This is a genomic window from Lysinibacillus fusiformis, from assembly GCF_016925635.1.
GTDB classification, from domain to species: Bacteria; Bacillota; Bacilli; order Bacillales_A; family Planococcaceae; genus Lysinibacillus; species Lysinibacillus fusiformis_F.
The window spans coordinates 2,219,231-2,237,995 of record NZ_CP070490.1; the positions used below are offsets into that span (position 1 = coordinate 2,219,231).

16 protein-coding genes and 1 riboswitch are annotated in these 18,765 nt (G+C 37.1%); of the genes, 7 read left to right on the forward strand and 9 right to left on the reverse strand.

The window, feature by feature from the left end:
* Positions 1–147 precede the first annotated feature (147 nt).
* The gene (gene nhaC, locus JTI58_RS10985; RefSeq protein ID WP_205446632.1) at positions 148–1,596 is read left to right on the forward strand and encodes a Na+/H+ antiporter NhaC; all 1,449 of its coding nucleotides are present in this window, start codon (positions 148–150) and stop codon (positions 1,594–1,596) included.
* A 55-nt stretch (positions 1,597–1,651) separates the two neighbouring features.
* Here the strand turns inward: nhaC and JTI58_RS10990 are convergent, their stop codons facing one another.
* The gene (locus JTI58_RS10990; protein WP_205446633.1) at positions 1,652–2,893 is read right to left on the reverse strand and encodes a helix-turn-helix domain-containing protein; all 1,242 of its coding nucleotides are present in this window, start codon (positions 2,891–2,893) and stop codon (positions 1,652–1,654) included.
* Between the two features lie 80 nt (positions 2,894–2,973).
* Between JTI58_RS10990 and JTI58_RS10995 the strand changes: the two genes are divergently transcribed.
* Positions 2,974–4,086 (forward strand): mandelate racemase/muconate lactonizing enzyme family protein, encoded by a 1,113-nt coding sequence (locus tag JTI58_RS10995; protein WP_205446634.1) that lies wholly within the window; start codon positions 2,974–2,976, stop codon positions 4,084–4,086.
* Between the two features lie 11 nt (positions 4,087–4,097).
* A complete protein-coding gene (locus JTI58_RS11000; RefSeq protein ID WP_205446635.1) occupies positions 4,098–4,781 on the forward strand; it encodes a GNAT family N-acetyltransferase in 684 nt (227 codons plus the stop codon).
* Between the two features lie 62 nt (positions 4,782–4,843).
* On the opposite strand, the gene JTI58_RS11005 is transcribed toward JTI58_RS11000, so the two are convergent.
* Positions 4,844–5,554: a Fe-S oxidoreductase gene (locus tag JTI58_RS11005; RefSeq protein ID WP_205446636.1), complete on the reverse strand. Its 711-nt coding sequence runs from the start codon at positions 5,552–5,554 to the stop codon at positions 4,844–4,846.
* Positions 5,555–5,673: 119 nt separating this feature from the next.
* On the opposite strand from JTI58_RS11005, the gene JTI58_RS11010 reads away from it, so the two are divergent.
* A complete protein-coding gene (locus JTI58_RS11010) occupies positions 5,674–6,105 on the forward strand; it encodes a DUF4395 domain-containing protein (protein WP_205446637.1) in 432 nt (143 codons plus the stop codon).
* Between the two features lie 264 nt (positions 6,106–6,369).
* On the opposite strand, the gene JTI58_RS11015 is transcribed toward JTI58_RS11010, so the two are convergent.
* From JTI58_RS11015 to JTI58_RS11025, 3 genes are all read right to left on the reverse strand, one after another.
* Positions 6,370–7,332: a DMT family transporter gene (locus tag JTI58_RS11015; RefSeq protein ID WP_205446638.1), complete on the reverse strand. Its 963-nt coding sequence runs from the start codon at positions 7,330–7,332 to the stop codon at positions 6,370–6,372.
* Positions 7,333–7,506: 174 nt separating this feature from the next.
* Entirely contained in the window at positions 7,507–8,736 is a 1,230-nt protein-coding gene (gene pepT / locus JTI58_RS11020) for a peptidase T (protein WP_205446639.1), read from the reverse strand.
* Between the two features lie 90 nt (positions 8,737–8,826).
* Positions 8,827–9,477 (reverse strand): lysoplasmalogenase, encoded by a 651-nt coding sequence (locus tag JTI58_RS11025; protein ID WP_205446640.1) that lies wholly within the window; start codon positions 9,475–9,477, stop codon positions 8,827–8,829.
* Positions 9,478–9,609: 132 nt separating this feature from the next.
* On the opposite strand from JTI58_RS11025, the gene JTI58_RS11030 reads away from it, so the two are divergent.
* The gene (locus JTI58_RS11030; RefSeq protein ID WP_205446641.1) at positions 9,610–11,289 is read left to right on the forward strand and encodes a hypothetical protein; all 1,680 of its coding nucleotides are present in this window, start codon (positions 9,610–9,612) and stop codon (positions 11,287–11,289) included.
* 41 nt (positions 11,290–11,330) lie between these two features.
* On the opposite strand, the gene JTI58_RS11035 is transcribed toward JTI58_RS11030, so the two are convergent.
* Together JTI58_RS11035 and chrR are read right to left on the reverse strand one after the other, a co-directional pair.
* Entirely contained in the window at positions 11,331–11,756 is a 426-nt protein-coding gene (locus JTI58_RS11035; RefSeq protein WP_205446642.1) for a hypothetical protein, read from the reverse strand.
* Positions 11,757–11,960: 204 nt separating this feature from the next.
* The gene (gene chrR / locus JTI58_RS11040) at positions 11,961–12,692 is read right to left on the reverse strand and encodes an oxygen-insensitive NADPH nitroreductase (protein ID WP_205446643.1); all 732 of its coding nucleotides are present in this window, start codon (positions 12,690–12,692) and stop codon (positions 11,961–11,963) included.
* A gap of 365 nt (positions 12,693–13,057) precedes the next feature.
* Between chrR and JTI58_RS11045 the strand changes: the two genes are divergently transcribed.
* The gene (locus JTI58_RS11045; RefSeq protein ID WP_205446644.1) at positions 13,058–14,581 is read left to right on the forward strand and encodes a succinyl-CoA:acetate CoA-transferase ScpC; all 1,524 of its coding nucleotides are present in this window, start codon (positions 13,058–13,060) and stop codon (positions 14,579–14,581) included.
* A gap of 72 nt (positions 14,582–14,653) precedes the next feature.
* On the opposite strand, the gene JTI58_RS11050 is transcribed toward JTI58_RS11045, so the two are convergent.
* A complete protein-coding gene (locus JTI58_RS11050) occupies positions 14,654–16,135 on the reverse strand; it encodes an SLC13 family permease (RefSeq protein ID WP_205446645.1) in 1,482 nt (493 codons plus the stop codon).
* Positions 16,136–16,331: 196 nt separating this feature from the next.
* Complete coding sequence (locus tag JTI58_RS11055) at positions 16,332–16,964, reverse strand: glycerol-3-phosphate acyltransferase (protein ID WP_205446646.1); 633 nt, start codon at positions 16,962–16,964, stop codon at positions 16,332–16,334.
* A gap of 155 nt (positions 16,965–17,119) precedes the next feature.
* A riboswitch (SAM riboswitch) is annotated at positions 17,120–17,233 on the forward strand.
* Positions 17,234–17,350: 117 nt separating this feature from the next.
* Here JTI58_RS11055 and JTI58_RS11060 point away from each other — a divergent pair.
* A complete protein-coding gene (locus tag JTI58_RS11060; protein ID WP_205446647.1) occupies positions 17,351–18,652 on the forward strand; it encodes an O-acetylhomoserine aminocarboxypropyltransferase/cysteine synthase family protein in 1,302 nt (433 codons plus the stop codon).
* The last annotated feature ends 113 nt before the right edge of the window (positions 18,653–18,765 follow it).

Consider the following 18,765-nt stretch of genomic DNA (forward strand, 5'->3'; position numbering starts at 1 on the left):
ACGCTAAAATAAAGGGATTTGCTAGGGAGGCATAAATTTTTTGCGTTGACTTTTAATTTTTTGAATATTAAGCTAAAAAACGTAAAAAATTATTTGCGTCTTGAAAAAACCGATAAGGGATTTGGTGCAAAAAAAGGGGATGGAAAAATGAAAAAGGATATTAATGCGGGCTGGGCACTACTAACTTTTGCAATTATGATTATTACTATGTTGATTACAGTAGTTGTTTTAGAGCAAAGTCCTCACGTACCTCTTCTTGTTGGCACAACTGTAGCAGCAATTGTTGCCAAAATGCATGGATATAAATGGGCAGAAATTGAAGAGATGATGTATAAAGGGATACGTCTGGCATTACCTGCCATTGTTATTATTATTTTAGTAGGTTTGACAATTGGGGCATGGATTGGCGGCGGTGTCGTAGCAACAATGATTTTCTACGGTCTAAAGTTAATTTCTCCAGCGTGGTTTCTAGTGACAATCATGCTGTTATGTTCAATCGTGTCATTAGCTATTGGTAGTTCATGGTCTACAATGGCGACAATTGGTGTCGCAGGTATGGGTATTGGTTTAAGTATGGGTATTCCAGCGGCTATGATTGCTGGTGCTGTTATTTCGGGTTCATACTTTGGAGATAAGATGTCACCCCTATCAGATACAACGAATCTAGCGGCAGGATTAACAGGTACTAATTTATTTGATCATATAAAGCATATGCTTTATACAACAATTCCAGCGTTGATTATTTCACTTGTTGTTTTTGGATTTTTGGGTAGAAAATTTGCAGAAGTTTCAATGCAATCTGAAGAAATTTTAACAACTTTAAAAGTGATGGAAGAAAGCTTTGTTATTTCTCCTTTACTATTACTAGTTCCAGTCGGAGTTATTGTATTAGTAGCTAAGAAAGTGCCAGCAATTCCAGCTTTAATTATAGGGATTGTTTCAGGTTTCTTACTACAAATTTTTGTACAAGGTGGTTCAGCAGCTAGTGCAGTACATGCATTACAGGCTGGCTTTGAAATCTCTACAGGTAATCAAATGGTAGACGAGCTATTTAACCGCGGTGGTTTAGATTCTATGATGAATACGGTTTCAATGACGATTGTAGCGATGACATTTGGTGGTATTTTAGAGTATTCAGGAATGTTAAAGGCATTAATGAATGTAATTGTGAAGTTTGCCAAATCTACAGGAAGTCTTATTGCTTCAACGATTGCAGCTTGTGTAACGACTAACGCAACATGTTCTGAGCAATATATTTCAATTGTTGTTCCTTCACGTATGTTCGCAGGTGTCTATCAACAACGTGGTTTACATTCTAAAAATCTATCACGTGCATTAGAGGATGGGGGAACATTAACATCTGTTTTCTTCCCTTGGAATACTTGTGGTGTGTTTATTTTAGCAACGCTAGGTGTAGGTGCTATGGAATATGCGCCATATGCAATCCTTAATTTTGTAGTACCGATTATATCTATTATTTATGGCTATATTGGATTTGCCATTGTGAAATTAACACCAGAAGAAATAGCAGAAGCTGAGAAGCGTAAAAAGGCGCTAGAAGCAGAAAATACGGATAATATGGTAATTGCTGACTAAAATAAAAATTCTCGTAGATCCATGTGTATCTACGAGAATTCTTTTATAGGGCAGCTTAGTAGGTTGCAAAATTCAATTGATAAATTTTACGAGGACGTCCTTGTTGATGGGTCATTTCTTCGCCCACAATTTTTACATAACCATTATCAACTAATTTTTTAATAATACGCTCTGTAGTACGTCGTGTTACTTGGAGGTATTCAGAAAGATTTTGAGATGTAAATTGAGCTGATTGTCGTTCATTGCTAAAATTAATTAATTTAGAAATATTTAATGGACTTAAACTTGTGAGCTTCGCCATTTGTAAAATATAAGGATCATCTGTTTTTAAAGAAACTTTACCTTCTGTATTGGGGAAAGGTCCTAATAAATTTTTATGTTCATCAAGAATATAAATCTCGAACGGTTTAGTAAATGTTAAAGCATGCTGAGCATTTTGTGTGGCTTCTAAAATGGAATAACCATAGCCGAATGCTAACTTAAATGGTTGTTCAACTTGCTGTATTAGCTGCTCTAAGTTTTCCTTTTCTAGGGCGTTTTGGAGATGTCCAGCCGTTGTATATAACTCATAGGAATGCGCTGAAATTTGCTTATAAGTTGAAAAGGTAGCTTTCACAATTTGATTTAAAACAGTTGATTCAATTGAAGAATCTTTAGGGATTTCTAATAGTCCCACTACAGCCTTAAAAGATTCTGATTTCGTTAATAATGATTTGGATTTTGTTTCTTCAAGACATTGAATAATAGACTTGGTAGCATCTAACATACGCATTGCTGGTATTTGAAGTGCTTGTAATTTGTCAAATACACTATGAATACTTGTAATGACAAAATCAATACTTTTAGAATTCCACAAGGCGATATGGCGTTTTAAGATATTCTCAGTTGGTTCAGTAATCGAAATATGCTGAACATGAGGTTTTTGACCATGATATTCTATTTCTGCTAAAACATGATCAACGAATGCGGGATTCATTACATCAATGGATATCCTGTCGATCGCTACAGCATGCTTGGCTACTAGTGATAACAGTGTTGTAGTAATGGTTGTTTCATCTTGTTTAATATAATTCCAAGGTATTGGTATCTCTGAAAGTAATGATTGAGTGTGCAAATAAGGTAATGTTCCTCCGAATAATATTGCATCACATGGTTTTATTTGCTTCATTAAAGTAGGTGCTTCAGAGGGGTGGCTGTAAAGATAAAATTCTAATTGAATATCAGCTATGTTTTGTGCGATACTAATAATACGAGTCATAAATGCTTTTGAACAAATAATCGCTATTTTGGTAGACATGGGCATCGATCCTTTTCTATTTTTTTAAACATTTAGCGACGTATTAGCGACAACTTTAACGACTAAGGAGACTGATTACGATGAAAATTAAACAAGTAGAAATTTTTGCTATACATTTACCGCTAATTGATCCATTCATCATTAGTTATGCTACATATGATACAATGCCTTCCATTATTTTAAAAGTAACTACCGATACAGGTATTGTGGGGTATGGTGAAGCAGTTCCTGATGAACATGTAACAGGTGAGTCATGGGAAAGCACATATGCTGTGTTAAAACATCAACTTGTCCCGGCGGTTATTGGAGAAAATCCAATGGCCTTTGAAAAACTGCACGATAAAATGAATAAAGTTGTGAAAGATGTACCAGCAGCAAAAGCAGCTATCGATATTGCTTGCTTCGATATTGCTGGGAAAGCGTTAGGGGTTCCTGTATACCAACTTTTAGGTGGACGTTATCATGAAAAATTCCCAATCACACATGTACTCAGTATTGGAACACCTGAAGCAATGGCAGAAGAGGCAGCAAATCGAGTAGAAATGGGCTATCGTTCGTTTAAAATGAAGGTAGGTACAGAGGTTATTCGTGATGTTGCCCGTATTAAAGCGGTACGTGAGCGAGTAGGTGAAAACATTGCCATTCGAGTTGATGTAAATCAAGGATGGGGTAATGCAGCCACTACGTTACAAGGCTTACGTGCCATGAAAGAATTAAATATCGATTGGTTAGAGCAACCTGTTGATAGCGAAGACATTGATGGAATGGTGGAAATTAAATCAAAGTCTGATGTAGCATTAATGATTGATGAAGGACTACGAGGTGTACGTGAAATGCGTGAAATTATAGCTAAGCGTGCAGCAGATAAAGTAAATATTAAATTAATGAAGTGTGGAGGCATCTATCCTGCTATGAAGCTTGCTGTTATGGCGGAAATGGCAGGTATTGAATGTCAAGTTGGTTCCATGGTAGAGTCGTCAGTTGGTTCTGCTGCTGGTTTCCATGTAGCATTCTCTAAGAAGATTATGACGAGTGTAGAACTAACGGGTCCATTAAAATTCTCAAAAGATGTTGGGAACTTACACTATGACGTACCATTTATTTGCTTAAATGAAAAACCAGGATTAGGTGTAGATGTAGATGAAGATGTAATCCAGGAATTATGTAAGTTTTCAACTGTTGTCACAGCCTAAGGAGGCGCAATATGGAAATTATCTATGATGGTATGCTTGGTGAGACACCGTTTTTTGTCATCAAATTAACGCCCCAGCATTTACAGCAAATCGAGGGGCTACAAGTTGAGGTTTATGAAGCATTAGCAGACCAAAGTATCCTACAACCCTTGAGCACAGAGGAATTTGAATATATTTTAACTGGTCATGGAATGATGATAGGTGCTTATGTAGGGGAAGAATTGATTGCCTTTCGTGCACTGTTAAATCCGCCTATTGATGAAGAACATCTTGGTTATGATTGTGGAATTGCAGAAAACGAATTTCACCGTGTTTTATATCAGGAAATATCGAATGTTTCACCGAAATATCGAGGTTACGGATTACAGAGAACATTAGCTACAGTAGTGATGGAAAATATCGATTTAGAAAAATACGATTATGTTTGCTCCACTGTAAAGCCATATAATATTCCGAGCTTAAAGGATAAATTCTCGCAAGATCTCGTTATTAAAGGCTTGAAAATTAAATATGTAGATAAGCTTCGTTATATCTTCTATAAAGACCTAAGGCAAGAGATGCCCTCCATCTTCACTGAAAAACAAGTGATATCAATGGGAGACACGACTGCGCAACAGCAACTTTTAAAACAAGGTTTCCTTGGCACGACTATGTACGAAGAAAACAACGATTGGTTTGTTGTATACGAAAAATAAAGCATAAAGCCTTACCCTTTCACATGAATTTGTGGAGAGTAAGGCTTTTTTATAGGGTTCTATTATTTCTTCATTGGACAAAAACCACAAGCCATTAAACCTGGGATATCTTTAGAGAAACAGCATGATTTTCTTACAGGAACATTGACTAAATTAGTCGGACTAAGGCCACCTGTATATTGTGCCCACCAAGATTTATTGGAGAAGCGTGCCCATGTTTTAGGATCTTCTAAAGCTTCAATATCCTCCATGGCTTGATCGGCTAAGCCAGGATTAGATAATAATATATGATAATGCCATAGCAAATAACCAAAGAAATTTTCCCAAATGGTAAGAGGGGAGATGGATGTTACTTTACGAAGCTGTTGGACAATGATATGGCCATCGTAAAGAATTTTTTCAATAACAGCTTGACGTTCATCTTCATCAACGTAGCGCCAGTCATTAGGGTTAGCGAACATGGCAACAGTAAAGCTGTTAAATTCCTTTGCAGCATCAAAACGCAATTCAAGCGGTTTACCATCCCATACTTCGTCATAAGCGGCAAGCATATAAAACTGCATAGCAAAAAACATACCATAGCGGCGTGCAAAGTGAGAAATAGCGGCCGTTTCTGTTGCTGCATCTGTTATACCCATCATGAGGTTTAAAAAATCAGGATGGTAAAAGTCTTTATGTATATCAGCTAAGGTAAATAAAGTTCGCTTAGGTTCAGTTGTATAAATACTATATGAGTTTAATTGTTGAACTTGATCCATTGTTAAAGCTGGCATGGTCATCCTCTTTTCCTTTGAACTTCTGTTAATTTCATTATAAAGTAATCATTTTTGCTTCACAAATGGAATATCATGTAGTAAAATACATTAAACATATCTGAAAGGTAGGTTTTAGGATGTCACTGCTTCATACAATTCCAAGGCCACTAATTAGACTGAACCAGTGGACTATTCTTTTAAGTGTTATTTTATCATGGATAACAGGGTTGACATGGATATTGGTTATACCACTAGCTGCAAATTTACTAGGTATTTTATGTAACTATAACCCAATACTTCGTGTAGGGAAGCTCTTTTTAACAAAGCCCCCATCAGCGTATATACCAGAGGATGCTCAGCAACAAAAATTTAATTCCAGTATTGCCAGCCTTTGTTTAGCAGCGGGTCTATTAGGTTATCTATTACATTGGCAGGTTGTTGGTCATATCTTTACTGGCATGGTTGCTATTGCATCTTCCATCGCAATAGCAGGCTTTTGTATAGGCTGTTTTCTCCATTTTCAGTTGAAGCAATGGCAGTACCGACGCTCATTAAAAAAATCTTTTTAAAAAAGTAAAAAAATTATTAGATTATGATTGACATTTTAATTGATAATGATTATCATTATCGTATAAAGATTATTCCTCCTCTACAATACAGTGTAGAGAGGATGAACTTTAGCTACTTTTCTCCAGAAGTTTGCTAGTTCATGATTACGCTCCTAAAACCCCCCTCATTTTTTGGGAACGTGAAAATCTCAGACGACTCATTCTAATTTTAGAATAGAGTCGTCTTTTTTGTGCTAGCTAAAAAACAGCCCATAAAATGAGCTGTTAGGAAGTTGTATTTTGTTGTACAGCATTCTTTTTTCCAATGATCATTGTATAGTAGCTATGTAATAGCATACCAACAATGATGACGCCAAGACCTGCAAGTGCGATAGGGCTAGGGAAGGCAATTCCTAATAGTAATACCTCACCAATAATAACAAAAAGAATTTCTGTTGACTGAGTTGCTTCCACAGCAGCTAGTCTACCCTGATGGTCTCTTACGCGATCCGTTGCTATGAAAAATAGAACCGTTGCAATAACGCCTGAACTAATCCCGACAAGTAATGATTGGAACATCTGACTTGCTGAGGGAAGTCCTACTGTAAGGATGGCATAAAAAGCCATGATGATCCATGCTGGCATCGAAGCGATCGTCATACCTAATACTCGCTGAAAAGTATCGATTCGTCCTCCGCAAACTTCCATCATTTTGCGATTGCCAAGAGGGTAAGCAAAGGCTGCTACGATAACAGGTAAAATACCAAGCATTAAACTTCTAAACGACACTGATTGTGCATGAGGTATTTGTATAAGCAGAATACCTACTAAGATGACACATGAAATAAGAAGAGATATGAAAGGTATTTTTTGACGAACTGTTTTACCAGCAATGACCGAAACAAAAAGGGGAGCTAATAATACACCAGCAACAATTGTAAATTGCCATGTACCAGAAACCAACCAACCTGGACCAAAAGCTGCAGCAAATGTTAATGGTGCATAAAATAAAACAAATCCAACAAAGCTCCACAGCAGCCACGAAATGGGTTGTGCTTTTATTTCACCAGAAAGCTGTGAAAAGCCTTTACGATAAAAGACAATGATGAGCAAGAAGGGGAGCATAAAAAAATAGCGTAATGATGCACTCCATAGCCAACTACCACCTTGCATTTCCATTGCGTGATTTAAAATAAATGTCACGGCAAAGAAAAGTGAAGCTAAAATACCTAATGCAATTTCTTTCATAAAGATCACCTCAATTTGAGTTTATAACCTCAAACCCTTTATGTAATTTGAAAATTCAGTAATTATTACTGAAAAAGTTACGAAGAGAGAAAAAAGCCTCTCTTCGTAACTATGAAAATTTTCATTATTCCTTACGTGAATGCTTATCGAAATAAACGAGTTCACTCCAAAAAACTATTTTGCTTGCTGTTCAAAAAGCTGAACGATTTCAATAATTACCTGAGTTGCCTTTTCCATTGTTTCAGCAGATACATATTCAAATTTACCATGCATGTTTTCGCCACCAGCGAAAATATTTGGTGTTGGTAAGCCCATATATGATAATTGTGAGCCATCTGTACCACCACGAATTGGCAGGGTATTCGGCGTAATATCTAATTTTTCCATTGCAGTACGTGCAATGTCAACAATTTCTTTTACAGGCTCAATTTTTTCACCCATATTGTAGTATTGATCTTCAATGGTAATACTCAGTGCATGCTCGCCAAATTGTGCTTGAATTTTAGCTGCAGCATCACGCATTAATTGTTTTTTCTCTTCAAATTTTGGGCGATCATGGTCACGCACGATATAAGATAGCTCAGTATGCTCAAGAGCCCCTTTGAAGCCCATTAAATGAATGAAACCTTCATAACCTTCAGTCTTTTCAGGAACTGCGTCAGCAGGCATTTCATTTTGGAAAGCGATAGCCATTGTAATAGCATTCACCATTTTATTTTTCGCAGAACCAGGATGGACGCTCGTTCCTTTTGTAACTACTTTTACGCCAGCAGCATTGAAGCTCTCGTATTGCAGCTCACCGAGTGGTCCACCATCCATTGTATAGGCATAGTCTGCTCCAAAAGCAGCAACATCAAATTTATGTGGCCCACGACCAATTTCTTCATCTGGTGTGAAAGCTACACGAATTTTACCATGCTTAATAGTAGGGTTTTTAATGAGGTATTCCATTGCCGTCATAATTTCAGCAATTCCAGCCTTATCATCAGCCCCTAATAATGTAGTGCCATCTGTTGTGATAAGTGTTTGGCCCACATAATTTTTAAGCTCAGGGAAGTCAGTTGGAGACATAACTAAGTTTTCATTTAACTGAATATCTCCGCCATCATAATTATCTACGCGCTGTGGCTTTACATTTGTGCCCGTGTAGTCAGTGGCTGTATCAACGTGGGCTAAAAAGCCGATAGTTGGTACTTCTTTATCTGTATTAGCTTCTAATGAAGCAAATAAATAGCCATTTTCATCTAATGTAATGTCTGTTAAACCAATTTCGACAAGTTCGTCTTTTAAAACATGCAATAGGTCAAATTGTTTTTGTGTAGAAGGAGTTGTTTCGCTTGTGAAGTCTGATTGTGTATCAATTTTTGCATAGCGTATTAATCGCTCAATTACTTGTTCTTTCATAAGTATGGCCTCCTAATGTGTATATGTTAAAATTCTTTGTGCATTCACAAAGCCGATTCCAGACGCAATTATGCCTTGGCATAATTGATATTATTGTAACACTTTACTTCGGATTTCGGAATATTGAAGGATACTTAAAGCAATAAGTAATTGGGCGCTATAATAAGTTAGCATGATAACTTCATGTGACAATGCTAGTGGCATGACAAATTTATTAATAGCTAAATAGGAGTCAGATGCAATAAATAATAGTGCGCCACTTGTTGCCAAAGTAGAACCGGTTTTAATAGCCGTCCATCCCATCGTGAGAATCACCGAGATATAGGCGATCACTGCGATACCGAGTATGATTTCACCTGTTTTAAAGACGGACCCTGCAATCCAGATGGTCATGCTTGCTCCGTAAAGCAGTAAGAGTATTTTTGCCCACGTGGGTATTTGCCGCTCGTTTGCGGTAGAAAAAGCAAAAATATAAAAGATATGCCCGATAAGAAAGCTAGTTAGACCAATTAAAAACCACTGCAATGTATAGTCTCCAATCATGCAAAATAGAAGCCCAGCAATAATTAAAAGTTGGTATTTTTTAATATGTAATGGCTTCTGAATCGCAGCTAGAATAATGATGAGCAACATGGGAATCACTTTAAAAATGAGTTTTAAACTTTCCGCAATATGGGAAAAGAAAAAAATATAATAAAGACCAGATAAAATAATGACACCTATTAATATTTTTTTTAACAAAATTTTCAGCTCCTTTCCTTTTGAAATTCAATATTTATGGTAGAATTCCTTTCTGTACAACGTATGTATGAAACTTTTTTAGTATGTAACCGTAAAGTAAGTAGAGAGAAAGATGAAGAGAGGATGAACCAAATGACTAAGCTACTGATAGCTTCTGCAGTCATTGCATTGATCGCGAGTGTGTTAGTGACGCCGCTTATTACGAAGAAGCGAGAAGATGGACAATCGAAAAAGGTAATTGGATACTTTTTTATTGGTGTCTTTGTATTAGGATTTCTAGCCACAGGAATCACGTTATATGTAACAAAAATTGATGTAAACTGGCTTGTTTTTTGGCCTGCTATTATTTTATTAACGTTAGCTGGTGCCCTGCTTGCAAGTGGTATCGAACGGAAAATAAAAGGTGTTTTATTTTTAGCTAGTTTAGGTGTAGCTGTGTATGTATTATCAGCACCTTTATGGAATGCTAATGAAAAATTTAAGTCATCGGAAATGAAGGAAGAAGTTGAGATAAAACCATTCGATGAGACACAAACACCTGCAAGTGTTCCACCGAAATTTGCTCGCAATAAAATGAAAAAGGCTTTCGGACAAGTGCCAAACACGAGCTACTATGAATTAGGGCGCTTACAAATCCAAAAAGTGAAAGGCGAATATGTTTATATCGCACCAGTTGAATTTTCAGGATTCTTTAAATGGATGAATGGTGGTACAACACCTGGTTACTTCATAATGAGTGCTACCGATTCAGCAGATAATCCTAAATTTATCAAAGAGGAAATGAAGTATGTTCCTTCGGCATATTTAAATGCTAATTTAGAACGTCATATGCGTTTACAAAATCCATTCCTTATTTTTTATGGTGACGTACAGCTTGAGGTAGATGATGAAGGAAAGCCATATTACATTCGCTCATATGGGGAATTTATTTCTGCACGAAATGGCTTTGATGTGAAAGGAATTGTCTTGGTTGATGCGCTGACGGGGAAATCAGAGGTAATTAAACTGGATCAAATACCTGAATTTATTGATGGTGCTGTATCACCAGAGACAGTAAGTTTACAAAACAGTTATTTCGGTAATTATGTACATGGTTTTTGGAATAGTATGTTTGGTAAAAAGGATGTAAAGATTCCTTCTGATGAAGGAACAGAATCGAATGTTAGCCCAATTTTCGATGAGAAGGGTGATATGTATTACTTTACGGATTTTACAAGTCCTAAAGAAGGTGTCGATTCAATGTTAGGCTATTCTCTAACTAACGCACGAACAGGGAATGCAACATACTATACAGGGAATCAAGATTCAAGCTATATGGATTCCCAAGGTAATTTACAAATAATCGAGAAGAAATTTATTGAGAAAAAGTGGAATGGTGAAATGCCAGTGTTGTATAACTTTTATGGAGAGGCAAGCTGGCTGACAGCGGTGCTAGATTCCAATGGTTTCTTACAAAACTATTTTATCGTGTCTGCAGCCAATCCTGAAATTTCCGTTTACGCTACTACTCCTAAGGAGGCATTGAAATTATATAAAACTGCCTTAAGTCGAGGAGGAAACACAGTAGATGGTAGCTCAAACGCGGAAGAGAAACAAGTAAGTGGTAAGGTATTGCGCGTATATAAAGAACGTCTAGGCGATTTTACAACTGTATCTTTCTTATTAAACAATGGCGAAAATTATTTAGTGAGTGCTGAAACAGAACCTTTGGTAATTTATTTACAAGAGGGTGATGAGGTAATTCTCACTTATGGAGATACAGGAGAGCAGTTCCTACCAGTTCGCTCTCTCATTATTAAAGGACTACAATAACAGAACAAAAGACGATCTTGAAATAATTAAGATCGTCTTTTTTATGTAGATTGTTCTTGAACATAGGTAAGCATTTTTTCTTTATGGTTCATAAATAGTTTTTTTGCATGATCATTTAGTGTGAAAATTTCCTGTAAATATCCTTTTAGCAATCTATCTTCGTATTCAAAAGTATGGCCAGGATTGGTTTCTAAAATATAGGATAATAAAAGAGCATGCAAGACAACTACTTCTAAATTTTGCGTATTCGTAACGAATTTTAAATTGAGAATAGTAGTATGGGAGACGAACTGATTGACATAATCAATGGATTTTTTATATACATTCATATCAATATGTGGTTCTAGTCGTTTTCTTAATTGGGTGCATTCATTATTTAAGTCTTCTATTTTTAAAAATAAACCTCTTACACTTCTCTTATGCTGTTGTTCTAAGGTACGAGCAAGATGTTTATTGATATTGGACATTGTCTGTATGACTCCTTTCTTTGTTAGGTATCATTTATTAATATGAATGGAATAGCTGGAAAAGGGAAGAGTCTTTTCGTTTAATTTAGGGTTATAGTTAAACTAGGTAATATGGCGATATACCTAGAATGAATATAAATAGGTAATATTTTTATGTAAAAAATGGGATTAGTATCATACGATAGTAACCCCATTTTCATTAAGCTATTGCCAATTAAATCCTTTGGTTGCTAAAAACTCTTTAATATGAGGGCGGCGTTGTTCGATTAAAAAATCAGCCATCTGTTTTGTCCAGTTATCAATTTTTCTGTTTGATGAACGACTATTATAATATATTTCCATTGTCTCATTATAAGCTGGTAAAAGCTCTTCATATTTTTCAACATTGTATTCATTTTCATGTAATACAGCAGACACAGGTAAACGTGGTTTTACATCATTGCGACGTGCAGGAACGCCGATTGTTAGCCCGAATAATGGGAAAACGTAATCGGGTAGATTGAATAATTCACTGATTTCAGAAGTTTTATTGCGGACTCCTCCAATATAGCAAATGCCATAACCCATTGATTCTGCTGCAATAACAAAATTCTGTGCAAACAATGATACATCAGCTACGCCGACAAGGACATTTTCAGCTGAATCAGCCACAATATCTACTCCTTCTAGCTTCCCAGCCATTTGAAGTCGCTTGAAATCTACGCAAAAAACAAATGCTCCGCCTGAAGTTTCATATTGGCGTGGATTACCAGAGAGTAAGCCTAATTTTTCTTTTTTATCTGCATCTGTTACCCAGATCACACTATAGGCTTGCACAAAATGTGATGTTGCAGCCATTTGTGCTGTTCCAATTAAATCTTCGATGATTTCTTTTGAAATCGGTTCTCCATCATAGATGCGTACCGAGGAATGGTTGCGTAATAATTCTTTAACCATTAAAACTCTCTCCTTTGTGTCTGTTCTATACCATGAGCATAGCACGCTTTTCCGTCAAAATCGAATAGTGAGGTATAAAAAGTTATATATACATAATTTAAAAATGTAGAAATTATCTCGCAAAGTAAAATATTTCATTTGATATAGATTAAATATTCTAAATAGTATAAAATTATAGAAGCGACTGTTTATTTGGTTGTACTACCAAAAATTACATTATCTTTATTCGCAAATGTTTATACAGCATTAGCTATTAGGTGATGAAATCCTCCTAGAATAAAGATATAGCCTCTGATGGACGTCACAGATTTACTGGAACCAAATATGCGAGTTGAACAAAATGAAGTGGAATGGAGGAATAGGGAATGGAAGAAAAATTGGCGAAAAAGCTTCGCCATGAACAATTGCGAAGCAAGGTTGTAACAGCAGAAGAAGCAGCATCTTGGATTAAGGATGGCATGGTATTAGGGATGAGCGGATTCACACGTGCTGGCGATGTAAAGGTTGTACCTCTTGCACTTGTAGAGAAAGCGAAAAAAGAGGATTTCCAAGTAGATGTCTTTACAGGTGCATCACTTGGCCCTGAGGTAGACCAATACTTAGCAGAAGCAGGGGTCATTCGTAAACGCGGTCCTTTCCAAGCAGATGCTGGCATTCGTAATAAAATCAATAGTGGTGACATCACATTTGTGGATGCCCATCTTTCTCATAATGCTGAGCTTGTCCGCCAAGGTATTATAGGACCAATTGATTTTGCGATTATTGAAGCGGCTGCAATTACAGAAGAAGGCTTATTAATTCCTACAACTTCAGTTGGTAACTCTCCGATTTTTGTGCAAGAAGCAGACCAAGTCATCATTGAATTAAACGTAGCACAACTTGATGCATTAGAAGGTATACATGATATTTACGTACCTGCACCACAAGGAAAACGTGATCCAATTCCTTTACAGAATGTTTCTGATCGTCTTGGTATAGTTGGAATTCCACTAGATTTAGATAAAGTAAAAGGCATCGTTATTTCGGATATATTAGATGCACCATCAACGATTGTCCCAGCTGATGAAGAGACAGATGTTATGGCTAATCACTTATTAAATTTCCTACGTGAAGAGATTAAAGTAGGTCGCTTAACAACAAGTTTACGACCAATTCAATCTGGGGTAGGCTCAGTAGCGAATGCTGTATTGCTCGGCTTTAAAGATTCTGAGTTCGAGAACTTAGAAGTTTATTCAGAAGTTCTCCAGGATGCAGTATTTGAATTAATTGATGCAGGGAAAGTAAAATTTGCATCTGCTACTTCTATTACCCTTTCTGAGCAAGTAGGAAACCGTGTTTATGGGAATTTTGAAAAATATGCGGATAAATTAGTGCTGCGCCCTCAAGAAATTTCAAATCAGCCTGAAATTATTCGTCGACTCGGATTAATTTCAGTGAATACGGCGTTGGAATTAGATATTTACGGCAATGTGAATTCCACACACGTTTCTGGTACAAAGATGATGAATGGTATCGGAGGGTCTGGTGACTTTGCTCGTAATGCACGTTTAGGAATTTTTGTGACAAAGTCTTATGCTAAGGGTGGAGATATTTCAAGTATTGTCCCAATGGTCTCACATGTGGATCATACGGAGCATGATGTTGATGTCATTGTAACTGAACAGGGCGTAGCAGATTTACGAGGACTTGCTCCAAAAGAACGAGTGGGACTTATCATTGATAATTGTGCACATCCTGATTATAGGGAGCAGCTGTGGCAGTACTTTAATGATGCCAATGAGGCAACGGGTGGACATCACACACCACATGACCTAGAAAAAGCACTATCATGGCACGTTAACTATGCGAAAAACGGTACGATGAAAGACCCTGCTTTTACGAAACAATAGTCTTATCTTAAAAGCCTTGAAGGACAGATAGTCTGTTTCTTCAAGGCTTTTACGTTTTAATTTAATGAAAGTCTATAATAATCCAATCCATTTCCAATAAGTTGCAGAGAACAAAAGTACGAGAAGGAAACCGATAATGGTTAATGGAATTCCAGATTTCAAGAAATCCTTTGTTGTAAAGGAGCCTGTACCATAGGCAAGCATGTTTTGTGGTGCACTAATTGGTAATAAGAAGCCAAAGCTTATGACGAATTGTTGCACAATAACAAAACCAACTTGATCAACATTAGCCGTTAATGTGGAGGCTAAAACGATAAACACAGGTATAAGTGCTGAGGCTAAGCTAGTTGCGCTTGCAAAGCCTAAATGAATCAAAATGTTAAATAAAGTTACGAGTGCGATGGTTGCTAGTAAAGGCATAGTATCTAGCCCGAGTGAACCAAAAACTTTATCTGATAACCATGCAGCACCTTGCGTATTTAGTAAAATGGTTCCTAACATAATGCCTACCGCAAAGACGATAATTGTTCCCCATGGAATATGAGGCTCAACTTCCTTCCACGAATACACACCGATTTTAGGCATTAATAGAATAGCGATAGCAATAATTGTGACTGTTGTCGTATCAAATGGATGTAGCTTTCCTTCAGTTGCCCAGAAAAATAGTAAAACTACGGATGTAATGATTAAACGAATTTCAGGAGCCTTTAATGGGCCAAGCTCTGCAAGCTGTTTTTTGATGACCTCTTTACCACCTTCGATATTGCTAGTCTCAGGTTTAATTAAAGCAATCATAATGAAAAATAAAAAGATAGACATAATAATTGAGAAGGGGGCGGCATAAAGTAGCCAAGCACCCCATGAAATATCCACATTAAATTGCTCTTGGATAAAGTTTAAAGCCACCATATTTTGAGCTGCTGCAGTCTTAATACCGATATTCCAAATGGAAACTGCTTGTACCGAAGTAATAACTAATAAGGCAGCAAGCCGACTATCACGTGGTAAACCAAAAGCTGCCACCATTCCAAGCAATATCGGTACTACTGCGCCAGCACGTGCTGTAGCAGAAGGTACAAAAAATGCGAGGACGATAGAGACTAAAATAGCGCCAAATACGATAGCTTTTGTTTTCGTTCCTACCAATGAAAGAATCCAAAGAGCAAGTCGTTTATGTAGATTAGTAATTTGCATTGCTGCCGCTAGAAAAAGAGCTGCTGCTACTAAAGCAACGGCAGAATTACTAAAGCCGCTTAAAGATAATTTTAATGCGCTAGCTGTTCCTAGCTCTGTAGTTGGATCCTCCATTGACGGAGCGAGTCCTAGTAAAACAGTTACTAGCGCAATGATCATGGCCGAGCTCACAGGATATGAAACGGCCTCTGTAACCCAAAGGATGACTGCAAAAGCTAAAATGGCTAAAGCTCGTTGCCCAGCTATAGGTAAATCACCGTTATTAGGTAAAAAAGTAATAATAATCAGTAAAGCGAAGGCCAAGCCAATCCATAGTGGCTTTAAATTACGTTTTGAAGCTTCTTGATTTGGTGAAGACATATTTTCTCATCCTTTCTACGATAAAAATGACGATTATTATCCATAACATCGGCCTAGATAATGTTTTATTAAGATAAGAATATATCTTTTTTATTGTAGAAAAAAAACTACGCAGAATAGGTGTTTTTTACAGCAATATGAGTAGATAAAGAGAAAATACATGATCACAAAAAATACAAAAATATCCATAAAAATATTATTTCTTTTTCTTAAAGGCAGAAGTTACTTTAGGCTCTGTACCATTGACTAAACGTTTAATATTTTCTATGTGCAGGATGATGGCTATGCCAAAAAGAAGAACAGCTATAATGGTTGGGCCAATGCCAGGAATCCATAAATAAGTGGCTGTACAAAAAACGAGATAAAACTCTAGAACACCAACAATTAAATAATTTGTTGCAAAGGATAAAATAACAAATAAAATAAGTGCAAATAAACCAATCTTCCAATCGACAGCAAGTAAAATTCCGATAATGGAGGCAGTTCCTTTTCCGCCATTGAAGCCCATATAGAAAGGGAAATTATGACCTAAAATGACCCCAGCAGCCATAATGTAGGTAAGCAGCCATATTTGTTCTTCTGTTAAATGAGTGAAGTCCGCTAGATAAAAATGTGCACCGATAATAGCTACAACGCCTTTGCCAATATCGATGAGGGCTACTAAAACGCCATATTTCCAGCCGAGGGAAAGAGTAGCATTAGAGGCACCGGCATTGCCGTGGCCCGCTTTTTTTAAATCAACCCCCGATAAAAACTGTGCCACTTTAGAGCCGTGAATACAGCCAATTAAATAGCCAATAATAAGAAAAGTGATCACGGCCTTTACCATAAAAATCCTCCTCTCAAAATTTTTTCTAAAATAGTGTATGCGTTCATATTACGTATAAGAGCAGACAGAAGTTTCGGAAAAAATAAAATTTACATGTTGACAGAAAAAAACTCTATGTTTATACTGTGTAACAACGATGGAAATTGAATCTCATACTCTTATCAAGAGCGGCGGAGGGATAGGCCCTATGATGCCCGGCAACCAGTAAGTAACGAGCTTACTAAGGTGCTAATTCCTACAGATTCTTACTTGGATCTGGCAGATAAGGGGAGGAAAACTTGCAACCGCAACCCTCTTCTTAGCTGAAGAGGGTTTTTGTTTTCTACAGAAAAATCCTCCTCATCTCCGGTACCATCGTAAAAAAAATAACCATTTGGAGGTACACAATGACAAATTTTAAACCAGAAACATTGCTGTTACATGGCGGTCAAGAGCCAGACCCAGTGACGGGTTCTCGAACAGTTCCTGTCTATCGCTCAACTGCTTTCGTATTTAAAGACACTGCTCATGCGCAACGTCTTTTTGCCTTAGAGGAAGCAGGGAACATTTACACAAGGATTACCAATCCAACTGTTGATGTGTTTGAAAAACGTGTGGCTTTATTGGAAGGTGGAACAGCAGCAGTAGCACTTTCATCTGGTGCAGCAGCTATCGCATTTTCCATTTTAAATCTAGCTGGAGCTGGTGATGAGATAGTAGCAGCTAGTTCTTTATATGGTGGTACTTATAATTTATTTGCTAACACATTACCAAACTATGGTATTAAAACAATTTTTGTAGATGAAACAAACCCAGAGAATTTCAAGGCGGCGATTACTGATAAAACAAAAGCAGTCTTTGCTGAAGTGTATGGTAATCCAAGCTTAAAGGTTTTAGATATTGAAGCAGTAGCTAAAATTGCACATGATAATGGTCTACCATTAATTATTGACAGTACGTTTGCTTCTCCTTACGGTTCTACACCTATTGAATACGGTGCAGATGTTGTAGTACATTCAGCAACTAAATGGATAGGTGGTCATGGTACAACTTTAGGGGGCGTTGTTGTAGACGCTGGTAAGTTTGATTGGACTAGTGGTCGATTCCCAGGTTTTACTGAACCAGATGCTTCTTACCATGGTTTACGTTATGGAATTGATACAGCTTCTGCGGCCTTTGCTACGAAGCTACGCGTACAATTATTACGTGATTTTGGTCCAACATTAAGTGCAGATGCTGCCTTTAATTTATTACAAGGTTTAGAAACGCTTCATTTGCGTATCCCTAAACACAATGAAAATGCATTGGCAGTGGCTGAATATTTACGAAACCACCCATCTGTGGAGTATGTAAATTATAATGGCCTGGAAGATTTTCCAACACATGAATTGGCAAAGAAATATTTAAGAAATGGCTTCGGTTCAGTGCTTACATTTGGCATTAAAGGTGGACGTGAAGCTGGGCGAAAGCTTATTGATAGCGTAAAGCTATTTTCACATGTAGCAAATGTAGGTGATGCTAAGTCATTAATTATTCATCCTGCTTCCACTACACATCAGCAACTATCAGCAGACGAATTAGTTCAAGCTGGTGTAACCGAGTCGCTCATTCGCTTATCCATCGGTTTAGAGGCAATAGAGGATATTATTGCTGATTTAGATCAAGCCATTACACAGGCAACAACTACTGAACAAACAGTAGAAGCCTAAGCTTTAGAACATAGGGAAGAATGTTGTAGCGTTTACGTATTTTCTCATTCGATTGGCCTCATTTGGTAATGCGTTAAACGTTGCTACATCAACCAATTGCTACATCCGTTAAT